We start from the raw sequence: 14,696 nt of genomic DNA, 5'->3' as shown, positions 1-14,696 counted from the left end.
TCCAGTCCTTACTTGAGAGAGGGCAAGTGCACGTACTCAGGGGCGCGGGGAACTGCGCGACCAGCCACAAACGGCCCGCACCCCGCAGAGACCAGAACCCGGCAGACGCTTACGCGCCCCAACCGGCCTGCTCCCCTCCAACTCGCTCAGCGACAATCTTCTCGGCCCACCCGGACCGGCGATACGCAGCCATCGGGTCCCCGTCCAACCCCATCTCCTCGCGCACTTCACGAAGCAGCGGCCGAACATCCGTGTTGTACGCATCCATCAGCACGGCATTCGCCTCAAGGACATCACCCGAGGCCTGCGCGTCAGCCAACGCCGACCGGTCGACCAGCAGCGCCTTCGCCGTAGCCTCCTGCACATTCATCACCGACCGAATGATCGCCGGAATCTTCGCCTCGATGTTGTGACACTGATCGAGCATGAAGGCGACGTCGGACGTGAACCCACCCCCACGCACCACCTCGTACATGATCCGGAACAACTGGAACGGGTCGGCGGCCCCGACCATCAGGTCGTCGTCCGCATAGAAGCGCGAGTTGAAGTCGAACCCCCCGAGCTTCCCCTCCCGCAGCAGCGTCGCCACGATGAACTCGATGTTCGTACCCGGCGCATGATGGCCGGTGTCGACCACCACCTGAGCCTTCGGCCCCAACTTGAGGCAGTGCGCATACGCCGTGCCCCAGTCCGGTACATCGGTCGAATAGAAGGCAGGCTCGAAGAACTTGTACTCCAGCAGCATCCGCTGCCCGTCTCCGAGCCGCTCGTACACCTCCGCAAGCCCCTCGGCCAGCCGGTCCTGCCGCTCCCGTAGATCATCCTGCCCGGGGTAATTCGTACCGTCCGCGAACCACAGCTTCAGATCGGCGGAGCCCGTCGCATCCATGATGTCGACGCACTCCAGCAAGTGATCGACAGCCTTGCGCCGCACCACCGCCTCCGGATGGCAGATGCTGCCGAGCTTGTAGTCGTCGTCCTGGAAAGTGTTGGAGTTGATCGCGCCCAGCTTCACGCCGCGCTCTTCGGCGTACTTCGCCAGCGCCGCGTAGTCGTCGACCTTGTCCCACGGAATGTGCAGGGCAACGGTCGGCGCGACACCGGTGAACGCGTGCACCTGGGCCGCGTCGTCCAGCTTCTCCCGCGGCGTCCGCGGCACGCCTCGCTGCGCGAACACCTTGAACCGCGTACCCGAGTTCCCGTACGCCCACGACGGCGTCTCGACGGCCTGGGTCTTCAGGGCGGCCTTCACCGCGGCGAGTTCGGTCACTTCAGGACTCCTGTGGCATCGGGTCGTAACTACTGCGGCAACGACTGCTGGAATGACTGTCGCATGAAACGATTCAGAACGGGAAGCTATGGCGCCTCCGAAGGGGTGTCAACCCCTCTGACCAACCCCGATGTCCGTGACTGGTCCGTGACCTTCGGCTATCGAAATTTTTTCGACACAGACCCATTGACGTGACATGGCTCCGGTGCCTAACGTCCCGGCAACCCAGTTGAAACCTTTCACGACGCGGTGAGGCCAGTCCCGCCGGTGTCGTCGAGGAGCCCCCAATGACCCACCCGTCCGACACGGGTCCGGCCCCGGTGCTGGCACTGAAGGACGTTTCCAAGTCCTTCGGCGCCGTGCGCGCTCTGCGGGACGTCTCCCTGGAGTTGTTCCCCGGCGAGGCGCACGCACTCGCCGGTGAGAACGGCGCCGGCAAGTCGACCCTCATCAAGACGCTCGCCGGAGTGCACCGGCCGGACGCCGGCCAGGTGCTGCTCGACGGTGAGCCCGTCGTCTTCCACGGCCCCGGCGACGCCCGCGACGCCGGTATCGCCGTCATCTACCAGGAGCCCACGCTCTTCCCCGACCTGTCGATCGCCGAGAACATCTTCATGGGCCGCCGACCGCGGCGCACCCTCGGCCGGATCGACCACAAGGCCACGCACACCGCCACCGCCGCGCTGATGCAACGGCTGGGCGTCGAACTCGACCCCGACCGCCCTGCTCGCGGCCTGTCCATCGCGGACCAGCAGATCGTCGAGATCGCCAAGGCGCTCTCCTTCGACGCCCGCGTCCTGATCATGGACGAGCCGACCGCCGCCCTCACCGGCAGCGAGGTGGCCCGTCTCTTCGGTGTCGTACGCACCCTGCGCGAACAGGGTGCCGCGGTGCTGTTCATCTCGCACCGGCTGGAGGAGATCTTCCAGATCTGCCAGACGGTGACCACACTGCGCGACGGTGCCTGGATCGCCAGCGAGCGTCTGGACGGCATGACCGAGGACGACCTCGTCCGCCGGATGGTCGGCCGCGACCTCGACGAGCTGTACCCGAAGCAGGACGTCCGGCCCGGTGAGGTCGCCCTGAGCGTCCGGCGGCTGACCCGTGAGGGAGTCTTCACCGACGTCTCCTTCGAGGTCCGCACCGGCGAGATCGTCGGCCTCGCGGGACTCGTCGGCGCCGGTCGTACGGAGGTCGCCCGCGCGGTCTTCGGCATCGACCGCTGGGACGCCGGCGAGGTCGAGGTGCAGGGGCGGAAGCTGACCAACGGAGCCCCCTCCGCCGCCATGGCCGCCGGGCTGGCCCTCGTCCCCGAGGACCGGCGCGCTCAGGGCCTGGTGATGGACATGTCCATCGAGCGGAACATCGGCCTCACCGGACTCCGTACGACCGTCAAGGCGGGCCTCATGGACCGCGGCGCCGAGCGCAGCCGCTCCCTCGACTGGGCCGTCAAGCTCCAGGTCAAGTACGCCCGGATCGCCGACACCGTGAACACCCTCTCGGGCGGCAACCAGCAGAAAGTCGTCCTCGCCAAGTGGCTGGCCACCGGCCCCAAGGTGCTGATCGTCGACGAGCCCACCCGCGGCATCGACGTCGGCACGAAGGCCGAGGTCCACCGGCTGCTCAGCGAGCTGGCCGCCGACGGGGTGGCCGTTCTGATGATCTCCTCCGACCTGCCCGAGATCCTCGGCATGGCCGACCGCGTGCTGGTGATGCACGAGGGCCGGCTCACCGCCGAGATCCCGCGCTCCGACGCCACCGAGGAAACCGTGATGGCCGCAGCCACGGGGAGGGCCGCCGCATGACGGTGACCACCGACCCGGCTCCCGTGACCGAGGTGTCCAAGTCCAGCGGCACCCGGCTGGTCGACCGCGTCTTCAAGATGCGGGAACTGGCCATCCTGGTCGTGTTCCTGGTGATGATCGTCATCACCCAGCTGGGCAACAGCGAGTTCCTGAGCGAGCAGGGCATCAAGGACCTGCTGCTCAACGCGACCATCCTGGTGCTGGTCGCCACCGGCCAGTCCCTGGTCGTCATCACCCGCAACGTCGACCTCTCGGTCGGCTCGACGCTCGGCATCAGCGCCTTCGCGGCCGGCACCTACCTCCAAAACGGCGGCAACTCCGTCGTGGCCATCCTCCTCGCCGTCCTGCTCGGCATCGGCTTCGGCCTGCTGAACGGGCTACTCGTCAGCCTCGGCCAGGTGCCCGCCCTCGTCGTCACCCTCGGCACGCTCTACATCATCCGGGGCATCGACTCGATCTGGGTCGGCTCCCGCCAGATCACGGCCGCCGACCTGCCGGACGGCTTCGTCGACTTCGGCTCCGGCGGCATCTGGGCGGTGCCGTGGCTGGCGCTGATCGCGCTGGCGGTCCTGGTGGCGACGGCGTACTACCTCAAGCACTACGGCAGCGGACGCGAGCTGTACGCGCTCGGCTCCAACCCCGAGGCCGCCCGCCTCGCCGGCATCCCGGTCCGCAAGCGGATCCTGGCCGCGTACACCTTCTGCGGCGCCCTCGCCGGGCTCGCGGGCGCCATGTACCTGGCCCGGTTCGGCAACGTCGACTCCGGCACCGGCAACGGCTACGAACTCACCGTCGTCAGCGCGGTGGTGGTCGGCGGTGTCGTCTTCACCGGCGGCTCCGGCAGCGTGTACGGCGCCGCGCTCGGCGCGCTGCTGCTGACCTCCATCAACAGCGTGCTGCCCGCCCTCGGCGTCAGCTCCGTCTGGGTGCTCGCCATCAACGGCATCCTGCTCATCCTCGCCATCGCGGTCGACCGGGTCGTCGCGCTGCGCGTGGCCTCGGCCCTGAAGAAGAGGAACGCCCGCCATGCCTGAGTCCTTGACGCGCGCGATCCGCTGGGACACGGTTGTCGGCGCGCTTCTGATCGTCGTGTTGCTGCTGTCGTTCGGCACGGTCGACGGTTTCGGAAATGCTCTCAACCTGTCGTTCCTGATCGGCAACACCCTTCCGATCGCCTTGATCGCCCTGCCGATGACCCTCCTGGTCGTTTCGGGCGAGATCGATCTCTCGGTCGCCTCCACCGCCGGTCTCTCGGGCGCCGTGATGGGCGCGCTGTGGAACGAGGGCATGACGATCGAAGCGATCATCCCGATCTGCCTGCTGCTCGGCGTGGTCTGCGGCCTCATCAACGGTCTGCTCGTCACCCGGCTCGGGCTGCCCTCGCTCGCCGTCACCATCGGCACTCTCGCCGCCTACCGGGGTATCGCACAGATCGTGCTCGGCTCCGACGCGGTGACCGACTTCCCCACGCAGTACCTGGACTTCGCGGCCGGACGCATCGGCGACACGTTCATCCCGTACGCCTTCCTGCCCTTCCTGGTGCTTCTCGCGATCGGCGTGATCGTTCTGCATGCCACGCCGTTCGGGCGGTCGGTCTTCGCGACCGGGGCGAGTGAGGAGGCGGCGCGGTTTGCCGGCGTCCGGGTCAAGCGGCAGAAGCTGATCCTGTTCACGGTGACGGGGCTCATGGCTTCGCTGACCGGGATCTTCTGGGCCCTGCATTACGCGTCCGCTCGGTATGACAACGCCACAGGGCTTGAGCTGTCGGTTGTCGCTGCCGTGTTGCTCGGTGGCATCGACTTCGACGGTGGCAAGGGGACGTTGGGCGGTGCGATCGCCGGTGTCTTCCTGCTGGGTGCGCTGCAGAACGTGATGAGTCTTCAGGACGTTTCTGCGCAGACGCAGATTCTCGTCACCGGTGTGTTGCTGGTGCTGTCCGTGTTGGGGCCGCGAGTGGCACGCCAGATTGCCGTGGCACGGGCGCAGAGGCTCACGTCGTAGGGCCGTCGTATGGCTGCGGGTCCGTTGTGGCTGGTCGCGCAGTTCCCCGCGCCCCTATCGGGGCGCTTTCACTCACCCTCGTTCAAAGGAAACCGTCATGCGTAAGTCATCCCTCCGCCGTACCTGTGCGGCTCTCGCCGCCGCCACCTCGCTCGCTCTCGCCCTCACCGCCTGCGGCGGTACCACCAAGAAGGACGTCGCCAATGAGGACGCCTCCGCTGCCACCGGCGGTAAGGCCGACCCGAATGCCGAGCTGAAGAAGGGGCTGACCGTCGGGTTCCTGCCCAAGCAGGTCAACAACCCGTACTTCACCTCGGCCGACAAGGGTGGCGAGGCGGCTCTGAAGGAGCTGGGGTCCAGTTACAAGGAGGTCGGTCCGAGCAGCGCGACGGACACCGCCGGGCAGGTGAGTTACGTCAACACGCTCACCCAGCAGCAGGTCGACGCGATGGCCGTCTCCGCGCAGGACCCGGGCGCGCTGTGCACGGCGCTCAAGCAGGCCATGAAGAACGACATCAAGGTCGTGACGTACGACTCCGACACCAAGGCGGACTGCCGTAACGCCTTCGTCTCGCAGGCGTCCGCCGAGGACCTGGGCCGGACCGAGGTGCAGTTGCTCGCCGAACAGATCGGCTACAAGGGCGAGATCGCGATCCTGTCCGCTGCGCAGACCGCGACCAACCAGAACACCTGGATCGAGTTCATGAAGGACGAGCTCAAGGATCCCAAGTACAAGAACATGAAGCTGGTGAAGGTCGCGTACGGCAACGACGACGCGCAGGCGTCCTTCCAGCAGACCCAGGGGCTGCTCCAGGAGTACCCGAACCTGAAGGGGATCATCTCCCCGACCACCGTCGGCATCAAGGCGGCGGCCCAGTACCTGTCGGGCTCCAAGTACAAGGGCAAGGTCAAGCTGACCGGCCTCGGCACCCCGAACGACATGCGCAAGTACGTCAAGAACGGCACCGTCGACGCGTTCGAGCTGTGGGACCCGGCGAAGCTCGGCGAGCTGGCCGCTCGTACGGCCGTGGCGCTGGTGTCGGGGCAGATCACCGGCAAGGAAGGCGAGACGTTCAAGGCCGGTGACATGGGCGAGTACACCATCGGCAAGGACGGCGTGATCAGCCTCGGCAAGCCGACCGTCTTCGACGCCAAGAACATCGACCAGTTCAACTTCTGACATCCGGAGGGGTGTTGATGCAGCGTGTGTGCTTTCTGCTGAAGGTCCGGGCGGACCGCCTCGACGAGTACCGCGAGCGGCACGCCGCCGTGTGGCCGGAGATGCTCGACGCACTCTCGGCCACCGGCTGGCACAACTACTCGCTCTTCCTGCGTGAAGACGGCCTGCTGGTCGGCTACTTGGAGACCGAGGACTTCGCCGCCGCCCAGACCGGCATGGAGGCCACCGAGGTCAACGCCCGTTGGCAGGCGGAGATGGCGCCGTTCTTCGAGTCCCTGGACGGCGCCCGACCCGACGAAGCGATGAAACCCCTCACCGAAGTCTTCCACCTAGCCTGAGCCGGAGTCGCTGATATGAGAAGACGTGCCTTGCTCGGTACGGCCCTGCTGGCCTCCGTCGTCGGACCCGGCCTCGGCGCCGGCATCGCGAGGGCAGCCGACCCCGGCCCCTCCGTCACCCGGACCGGCACCACCACCCTCGACACCCAGGCCATCTTCTTCGTCTCCTACGACGGCCTGGTCAACAACAACTCCTTTCAGAAGAACGGCCTGCTCACCTACAAGGGCTACCAGTACGCCGTCTGGTACACCGCCGACCGCAACGCCGTCGTCGGCCGCCGCGCCCTCGGCGCCACCACCTGGTCCACGGTCAGGGTCGGCCACACGCTCCGCTACAACGACTCCCACAACGTCATCTCCATGGGCGTCTCCCGGACCGATGGCCGGCTGCACCTCAACATGGACTCCCACAGCGACGGCTTCACCTACGTCAAGTCGGTGGCAGGGCTTCTCGACAACCCCGCCGGGCTGAGCTGGACCGCGAGCCGCTTCGGCGCACCGCAGTCCACCCTCGACGGGCTGGCGCTCACCTCGCAGTTCACGTACCCGCAGTTCATCTCGACCCCCGAGGGTCGCCTCCAGCTCAGCTACCGCGTCGCGGTCTCCGGCAACGGCCGCAACGCGCTCGCCGAGTACGACGGCACGCGCTGGACCAACCTCGGCGAGTGGACCAGCTCCACCGGCACCTACACCAGCGAGCACGGCTCCAGCACGGCCCGCAACATGTACCTGCACGGCATCGACTACGACCGCAACGGGCGCCTGCACGCCATGTTCACCTGGCGCGAGCAGAACAACGCCGTGATGTGCAACAGCGGCGGCATCACCAACCACGACACCGGCTACGTCTACTCCGACGACCGTGGCCGCACGTGGCGCAACAACGCGGGCACGGTGGTCGGCACCACCGGAAGCTCCGACAGCGCCGACAGGGTTTCCGTCACCGACGCCGGACTGGTCGTGGACCCGCTCAACCCGGACCACTCCCTGATGAACCAGGAGAGCCAGTTCATCGACACGGCCGGTCGCCCGCACGCCATCATCAGCTACGTACCCGGCCGCTTCGGCCAGTGCACCACGAACTACGTCGCCAACCGCACCGCCAACGGACGTGCCTTCCTCGTCCGCAAGAGCGCCTCCGGCCCCTGGCAGAAGACCGAGATCCCGGTCCCGCTGAACTCCAGTCAGCGCACCAAGCTGGTCATGGACAAGTACAACAACGCTTACGCGATCTTCCCGTTCGGCCGGATCGCCGGAGCCTCCGCGGCCTCCGGACACACCGACTGGAGGATCCTGTTCGACGGCGCCGGGCTCAACGCCTTCGGGGAGGTCGTGATCGACGAGACGCGTATCGCGCAGGACAACGTGCTGTCGGTGATGTACCAGGAGAAGTCCAGCGGTACGACGCCCTCGGCGCTCCGAGTCGTCGACTTCCGGCTCCCCGCGTGACCGACGCACCACCGCACCACTGGTGGGGCGGCATGACGGTAATGTGAAGACCTTCCCGCCGCCCCTCGTTTATCTGGAGGTCCCTGCCTGATGGCCCAGTCGGTGGGTATCAAGGACGTCGCCCGCGCCGCCGGAGTCTCCGTCGGCACGGTGTCGAACGTGATCAACCGCCCGGACTCCGTCGCCACGGAGACCCGTGCCCGGGTGCTGTCCGCGATCGACCGGCTCGGCTACGTCCGCAGTGAGTCCGCGCGCCAACTGCGTGCGGGCCGCAGCCGGATCATGGGCCTGCTCGTCCTCGACATGGGCAACCCCTTCTTCGTCGACGTGGCGCGCGGCGCCGAGCGGGCCGCACGCCAGGCCGGGCTCGGCGTGATGGTCTGCAACAGCGCGCAGAGCGCGGGTGAGGAGGCCGACTATCTGTCGCTCTTCGCCGAGCAGCGCGTTCGCGGCGTCCTGCTGACGCCCACCGACGCGAGCGGACGCAACATCGACGCGTTCCGCCGCCACGGCATCCCCTTCGTGCTGGTCGACCGGGTCGCCGAGGGCACCACCGAGTGCTCGGTCTCCGTGGACGACGTCGCGGGCGGCGCGCTGGCCGTACGCCATCTCGTGGACGCCGGGCACCGCTCCATCGCGTACGTCAGCGGGCCGCCCGGCCTCAATCAGGTGCGCGACCGCCGCACCGGCGCGCTCAACGCGCTCACCGAGGCGGGTCTCGGCCCCGGCGCCCTGCGCGAACTGCCCACCGAGCGGCTGGACGTCGCCGCCGGCCGGGACGCGGGCGCCCGCCTCCTGGGCCTCGCCGATCGCCCCACCGCCGTGTTCTGCGCCAACGACCTGCTCGCCCTCGGCGTCCTCCAGGCCATGTTCGCCGCCGGCGTCTCAGTCCCCGACGACCTCGCGATCGTCGGCTACGACGACATCGAGTTCGCCGCAGCCGCCGCCGTCCCCCTCACCTCGGTCCGCCAGCCAGCCGTCACCATGGGCGCCCTCGCCGCCGAACTCCTCCTGGAGGAAACCGACGCGGAAAGCACCGGCCCACGACGACACGAGCACCGCCGAGTCGTACTCCAGCCGGAACTGGTAGTACGCCGCTCCAGCCTGGCGGCCCGCTGACGGAACGTGGCGCGGTTTCGGCTGCGGTGCAGCAGCGCCCCGAAGGGGCGCGGGGAACTGCGCGACCAGCCACGACGGCGCCGCGCGGTCCGACCGCCAGCACCGCCGGAGGCTCACGCGGCGACGGCCAGCAAGCCAAGCGTGCGATGCGGGCTCACGACCCGCCCGTCCGGCAGCAGTTCACCGGTGTCGTCGAAGACGATCGTGCCGTTGCACAGCAGGCTCCAGCCCTGTTCGGGATGGGCCGAGACGATCACGGCGGCGTGGTGGTCCGCGCTGTCGGCGGTGGGGCACGAAGGCTGATGGCTGCACATGATGTCTCTCCTCGATCCGTTGGCTCCTGCCGTGCCGGCTCGTATCTCTTTGGTAGCCGAGCTTGTTTTCTGTTGTATGTGGAGACCCCCACACCGCCGGAAATTCATCGGTGAGCTTTCCTTTCGCGGCGGACATTAGGCTGGCCGCATGGAAGATCGACCCGGCGACCTCCTCGACCTGCGCGGAGACTGCGCGAACTGCTTCGGCCTGTGCTGTGTCGCGCTGCCCTTCACCGCCTCGGCGGACTTCGCGGTCGACAAGGACGCCGGGACTCCGTGCCGGAACCTTCAGGACGACCACCGCTGCGGCATCCACGCCCGCCTCCGGCAGAAAGGCTTCACCGGCTGCACGGTCTACGACTGTTTCGGCGCCGGGCAGAAGGTCTCCCAGGTCACCTTCGGCGGACAGGACTGGCGCACGGGCCCGCGTGATCAGGCCCGCCGGATGTTCGACGTGTTCCCGGTCGTCCGCCAGCTGCACGAACTGCTCTGGTACCTGACCGAGGCCCTCACCCTGCCCGCGGCCCACCCCGTCCACGGCGATCTGCGCCGGGCCCTGGAGAAGACCGAGGAGCTGACCCGCCTGACTCCGCAGGCACTCGGCGCGCTGGACGTCAGAGCCCACCGGCAGGACGTCAACGCCCTGCTGCTGCGGACCAGCGAACTGGTGCGGGCGGGTGCGCGCGGTCGTCGGAAGGACCGCCGGGGCGCGGATCTCATGGGCGCCCGACTCAAGGGCGCCGACCTGCGTGGCGTCAGCCTCCGCGGCGCCTACCTCATCGCGGCCGACCTGACCGGCGCCGACCTGCGCGGGACGGATCTGATCGGTGCCGATCTGCGGGACGCCGATCTCACGGACGCCGACCTGACCGGCGCGTTCTTCCTCACCCAGCCCCAGGTGAACGCGGCCGGGGGCAGCGCGGGCACGCAGCTGCCGGAGTCAGTCGCCCGCCCCGCGCACTGGACAGGGAGCCTCTGACCGAGGAGCCGGCACCGCCTTGCGCCGCGGCTCCAGGTGCAGCCGCAGCCCCTCCGGCATCAGCGTCAGCCGCTCCGTCACCCGCAGCCGGTACGCGGGGTCGGCCCGCAGCTCGTAGCGGCGCAGCAGCAACCCCAGCACCAGCGTTGCCTCGTGCAGCGCGAACTGGCGGCCGATGCACGCCCGCGCCCCCGTGCCGAACGGCTTGAAGGTGTGCGCGGGACGGGACCGTACGGCCGTGGCGTCGAAGCGGTCCGGGTCGAACCGCTCGGCGTCGGCGCCCCACACCTCGGGCTCGCGGTGCAGCATCGGCGTGAGCACCAGCGCCCAGGCCCCCCGCCGCATCGGATGCTCTCCGGCCAGCACCGTGTCCTGGCGGGCCTCGCGGGCATAGGCCGGCGCCGTCGGCCACAGCCGCAGCGACTCGTCCAGCACCCGGCGCACGTACCGCAGCTTGGCCACCTGGTCGTAGCCGGGTGCCTCCGAGCCGCCCCAGACGCGGTCCACCTCGGCGCGGGCGCGGGCCGCGACCTCGGGGTGCCGGGAGAGATAGTGCAGGGCGAAGGAGAGCGCGCCGGACGTGGTCTCGTGGCCCGCCACGAGGAAGGTGATCACCTGCCGGCGGACGTTCTCCGGCGACAGCCGCTCGCCGGTCTCCGGATGGGCCGTCTCCAGCATCCGGTCGAGCAGGTCGCCGTCCCCGCGTCCGGAAGCGCGACGGGCGCGCACGATGTCGTCGACCGTGCGGTTGAGGAGGTCCATGTCGGCGTCGTTGCGCCGGGAGGCGCGCTTGAGCAGCAGCGGAGCCAGCGGCGGCGGCACGGTGTTGAGCCGCTGGGCGTAGGAGAGCGTGCCGATCATCGCCGTGACGAAGGGGTGCGGCCGGGATCGTTCGAAGGAGCCGAAGTCGTGCCCGAACCCGGTGCGCGCGATCGTCTCCAGGGTCAGCTTCGTCATGTCCCCGGGCACGTCCACGGCCCGGCCCGCGGCGAGCTCCCGGTCCCAGTGGTCGGTGAGCCGCCCGGCCGCGTCCAGCATCATCGGGTGGTAGCCCGCCATGGCCTCCCGGCTGAAGCCCGGGGCCAGGACGTCGTGCGCCAGCTGCCAGTTGGGCTCGTGGTTGTACGCCGTGAACAGCCCGTCCCCGACGATCGGCCGCAGGTTGGCGATCCCGAGGCCCACGTGCTTGGCGAAGCGTGACTCGTCGGACAGGTCGGCCGTGAGGCCCGCGCCCCACACGAACACGATCTCGTTGGCGAACGCCTTGCGCCGGAAGATCGGCCCCAACTGCCGGGCGTAGCGCAGGGAGTCCTGCAAGGGCTTGGTCCTGCTGGCGCCGAGCACATCGCCGAGCAGCGGGAGCCGGCGCGGCGGATGCGGAATCCGGTGCAGCTGAGGCCAGCCCTGCTCGGCGCTGCGGAACCCCTTCGGCATCGCGGCCCCGGTCGTCGTCTCCACCATGACGCGATCTCCCTTGGTCCAGCGGTGCGTTGAGCGTGTTGTACGCGGGTTCAACAACGCGATCCAGTCTGGCCCCGCTATTGAATCGACGTCAAGTAGAGTGCGGACATGACCGCGAACCAGGGCGGCCCGATACGCCGTCGGCTCAGTACCGAGGAGCGCCGCGAGCAACTCCTCGGTGTCGGGGCGCGGTTGTTCTCGGAGAGTCCGTACGACGACGTGTGGATCGAGCAGGTCGCCGAGATCGCCGGGGTCTCGCGCGGACTGCTCTACCACTACTTCCCGACGAAGCGTGACTTCTTCGCGGCGGTCGTGGCGCGGGAGAGTGAGCGGATGCTGCGGATGACCGCGGCGGCGCCGGGAGTCCCGGTGCGCGAGCAACTGGCGGCCAACCTCGACACGTACCTGGCCTACGTCGAGGCCCACGCGCACGGCTTCCGCGCCTTCCACCGGGCCGACGCGGCCGGGGACCAGGCCGTGCGCCGGATCTACCAGCGTGCCCTCGGGGCCCATGAGCAGCAGATCCTGGCGGTGCTGGCCGAGGATCCCGAGTTCGGCCCCGTCGCGCGGGAGCGCCCTGATGTCCAACTCGCCGTGCGCGGTTGGCTGGCGTTCACGACGGCCGTCTGTCTGGAGTGGCTGCGGGGCTCGGACCTCTCGCGGGAGCAGGTACGGGACCTCTGCGCACGGGCCCTGCTGGGTGTGCTCGGGCCCTGAATTCTCATCGCCGCCGCACAGGTTCGCGTGACGTGGTTGGCGTGCGCCCCGATCTTGGGTAAGTTAGGCAAGGCTTACCTAAGGAGGTTTGGGGATGGGTGACAGCCAATCCTGGACGGCCGCGCCTGCCGCGGCGGAACGGGCCCGTTCGCTGCTCGCCACCGCGTGGTCCTGCGCGGTGACCGCGGACGGCGGCCGGGAGGAGTTCGTGGGCGCGCACTCCGTGGACGACGACGGACGGGTGCTCCTCAGTGTGCCCGAGGACAGCGCGCTGCTCGCGGCGGCGATCTGCGCGCCCCGCGGCGAGCCGTCCGCCGTCCTGGAGTTCGCCGACGTCGCTCCCGTCCCCGTACGCAGCCGGATCCGCGCCCGGCTCTGGCTCGCCGGCTGGTTCGCCCCCGAGGGCGACCTCCTTGCGTTCCACGCCACGCGCGTGGTGCTGCGGCAGCCCACCGGCGCCGTGGTCGTCGACCTCGACGAGTTCGCCGCCGCCGCACCGGACCCGCTGGCCACGGCGGAGTCCCGGCTGCTGACGCACCTCGCGGACTGCCACGGCGACGCCGTCGAGCGGCTCACCCGGCTCGTCGAGCCCGAAAGCCTGCACGGTGCGGTGAAGGTCCAGCCCCTCGCCGTCGACCGGCACGGACTGACACTGCGCATCGAACGCACCCGCGCCCACGGCGACGTACGACTGGCGTTCCACCGGCCCGCCGACGACGTGGCGCAGCTCACCGAGCGCATGCACATCCTGCTCTCGCAGGCCAGCGCCGCCTCCTGCCCCCGCGCGCTACAGCGGCAGCGCACAGACGGCGACGGGTGAGGCGAACGGGTCGCCCGCGAGCCGCAGTTCACCGCTTGCGGCGTCCACGTGGAACACGCTCACCGTGCTCGACCTCTGGTTCGCCGCGAACAGCAGGGTCCCGTCCGGCGCGAGAGCGATCTGGCGGGGGAAGTCACCGGACACCGGCACCGTGTCCAGCAGCCTGAGCCGGGCGCCGTCGGCCTCCACCGCGTAACGCGCGAGGCTGTTGTGGCCCCGGTTGGCGAGATAGGCGTACGCGCCGTTCGGTGTCACCACGATCTGCGCCGGGTAGCTGGTGCCCTCGCCGGTGCCCGTGGACTGCGGCTCGCCGATGGTCAGGCGACCGGAGGCGCGGTCGTATCCGCACACCGAGACCGTGTCGTCCACCTCGTTGGCCAGGTAGGCGTACCGGCCGCCCGGGTGGAAGGTGAGGTGCCGGGGGCCCGCGCCGGCGCGCGTGTGAGCCTGGGAGACCTCGGTGAGGGTGCCCGCGCCGGTGTCGAGGCGGTAGGTGTAGACGGTGTCCGTGCCGAGGTCGACGGCGAGGACATGGCCGCCGTCGGGACTGGTGACGAACTGGTGGGCGTGCGGGCCCTCTTGACCCGGGCCCGGTGCCGGACTCGTGTGCGTGACCAGGTCGGTGCGCTCGCCGAGTGCGCCGGAGGTGTCGATGGGGTGCACGGCCACACTGCCGGAGGCGTAGTTGGCGCTCAGCAGCCAGCGCCCGCCCGGATGCACCGACAGATGGCAGGGGGCCCCGCCGCCGGTGCTCCGGCTGCCCAGGATCTTGTGGTCGGACAGCCGGACGGCGGTCACGGCACCGTCCTCGCGCTCATCGACGGCGTACAGCGTGCGGCCGTCCGGATGCAGCGCCAGATACGACGGATCGCCGACGTCCTCGATGGTGTCCTCGCCGGTGATCCGGCCGGTGGCGGCGTCATACGTCGCCAGGCCGATGCCCTTGCCGCCGCCGTCGACCGAGGTGTAGGTGCCGAGGTACAGGGGGCGGGGGCCGGAGGGCTTGGCGGCCTCGCGGGGTGTGCTCGCGGTCGGCTCGGGGGGTGTCGTGTCCGCGGCGGGCGCCGGGGCCTTGTCGCACGCCGGGAGAGTCACCGCGGCGCCCGTTCCCGCGAGCGCGCCGACGAACCGGCGCCTGCTCAAGCCACCACTGCTCATGTCCACACCTCAGGTCGTCGGTCGTCCCGACAGCCACCCTCGCGTGGATCACCCTTGGCATGCAAGAACGGCACCATGCGTTGCA

Annotated in this window: 14 protein-coding genes; 10 read left to right on the top strand and 4 right to left on the bottom strand. The window is 69.4% G+C overall.

Annotated elements, in window-relative coordinates; translation table 11 throughout:
• Window positions 1-109 precede the first annotated feature (109 nt).
• On the bottom strand, window positions 110-1,270 hold the full coding sequence (gene rhaI, locus OG828_RS04500; RefSeq protein WP_328500168.1) for an L-rhamnose isomerase: 1,161 nt from the start codon (window positions 1,268-1,270) through the stop codon (window positions 110-112).
• 287 nt (window positions 1,271-1,557) lie between these two features.
• Between rhaI and OG828_RS04495 the strand changes: the two genes are divergently transcribed.
• The 7 genes from OG828_RS04495 to OG828_RS04465 all read left to right on the top strand — a co-directional run bounded on the left by OG828_RS04495 (window position 1,558) and on the right by OG828_RS04465 (window position 9,162).
• Entirely contained in the window at window positions 1,558-3,075 is a 1,518-nt protein-coding gene (locus tag OG828_RS04495; protein WP_328500167.1) for a sugar ABC transporter ATP-binding protein, read from the top strand.
• Entirely contained in the window at window positions 3,072-4,109 is a 1,038-nt protein-coding gene (locus tag OG828_RS04490) for an ABC transporter permease (RefSeq protein ID WP_328350393.1), read from the top strand. The genes OG828_RS04495 and OG828_RS04490 overlap by 4 nt, the downstream gene beginning before the upstream one ends.
• Complete coding sequence (locus OG828_RS04485) at window positions 4,102-5,076, top strand: ABC transporter permease (RefSeq protein ID WP_328350391.1); 975 nt, start codon at window positions 4,102-4,104, stop codon at window positions 5,074-5,076. Before OG828_RS04490 ends, OG828_RS04485 begins: the two co-directional genes overlap by 8 nt.
• Before the next feature lie 97 nt (window positions 5,077-5,173).
• Window positions 5,174-6,256, top strand: a complete 1,083-nt coding sequence (rhaS, locus tag OG828_RS04480) for a rhamnose ABC transporter substrate-binding protein (RefSeq protein ID WP_328436677.1) — start codon at window positions 5,174-5,176, stop codon at window positions 6,254-6,256.
• 17 nt (window positions 6,257-6,273) lie between these two features.
• Complete coding sequence (locus OG828_RS04475) at window positions 6,274-6,594, top strand: L-rhamnose mutarotase (protein WP_328350387.1); 321 nt, start codon at window positions 6,274-6,276, stop codon at window positions 6,592-6,594.
• 15 nt (window positions 6,595-6,609) lie between these two features.
• A complete protein-coding gene (locus OG828_RS04470; protein ID WP_328500166.1) occupies window positions 6,610-8,043 on the top strand; it encodes a BNR repeat-containing protein in 1,434 nt (477 codons plus the stop codon).
• A 90-nt stretch (window positions 8,044-8,133) separates the two neighbouring features.
• Window positions 8,134-9,162: a LacI family DNA-binding transcriptional regulator gene (locus OG828_RS04465; protein ID WP_328350383.1), complete on the top strand. Its 1,029-nt coding sequence runs from the start codon at window positions 8,134-8,136 to the stop codon at window positions 9,160-9,162.
• 113 nt (window positions 9,163-9,275) lie between these two features.
• On the opposite strand, the gene OG828_RS04460 is transcribed toward OG828_RS04465, so the two are convergent.
• Window positions 9,276-9,476, bottom strand: coding sequence for a DUF5999 family protein (locus OG828_RS04460; protein WP_328500165.1), 201 nt, complete (start codon window positions 9,474-9,476; stop codon window positions 9,276-9,278).
• Between the two features lie 148 nt (window positions 9,477-9,624).
• Here OG828_RS04460 and OG828_RS04455 point away from each other — a divergent pair, with 148 nt between their 5' ends.
• Window positions 9,625-10,455 (top strand): pentapeptide repeat-containing protein, encoded by an 831-nt coding sequence (locus OG828_RS04455; protein ID WP_328500164.1) that lies wholly within the window; start codon window positions 9,625-9,627, stop codon window positions 10,453-10,455.
• On the opposite strand, the gene OG828_RS04450 is transcribed toward OG828_RS04455, so the two are convergent.
• Window positions 10,417-11,916, bottom strand: a complete 1,500-nt coding sequence (locus tag OG828_RS04450) for a cytochrome P450 (protein WP_328500163.1) — start codon at window positions 11,914-11,916, stop codon at window positions 10,417-10,419. The two genes, OG828_RS04455 and OG828_RS04450, sit on opposite strands and share 39 nt — an antisense overlap.
• 108 nt (window positions 11,917-12,024) lie before the next feature.
• Between OG828_RS04450 and OG828_RS04445 the strand changes: the two genes are divergently transcribed.
• The gene (locus OG828_RS04445; RefSeq protein WP_328500162.1) at window positions 12,025-12,633 is read left to right on the top strand and encodes a TetR/AcrR family transcriptional regulator; all 609 of its coding nucleotides are present in this window, start codon (window positions 12,025-12,027) and stop codon (window positions 12,631-12,633) included.
• A gap of 94 nt (window positions 12,634-12,727) precedes the next feature.
• Window positions 12,728-13,453: a DUF2470 domain-containing protein gene (locus OG828_RS04440; RefSeq protein ID WP_328350374.1), complete on the top strand. Its 726-nt coding sequence runs from the start codon at window positions 12,728-12,730 to the stop codon at window positions 13,451-13,453.
• Here the strand turns inward: OG828_RS04440 and OG828_RS04435 are convergent.
• Window positions 13,421-14,611, bottom strand: coding sequence for a lactonase family protein (locus OG828_RS04435; RefSeq protein WP_328500161.1), 1,191 nt, complete (start codon window positions 14,609-14,611; stop codon window positions 13,421-13,423). The genes OG828_RS04440 and OG828_RS04435 overlap by 33 nt on opposite strands.
• Window positions 14,612-14,696 lie beyond the last annotated feature (85 nt).

It is taken from the genome of Streptomyces sp. NBC_00457 (assembly GCF_036014015.1).
Lineage (GTDB): Bacteria > Actinomycetota > Actinomycetes > Streptomycetales > Streptomycetaceae > Streptomyces.
Note: the sequence above shows the minus strand (reverse complement) of the source record. Positions and strands in the feature narration are given on the sequence as shown.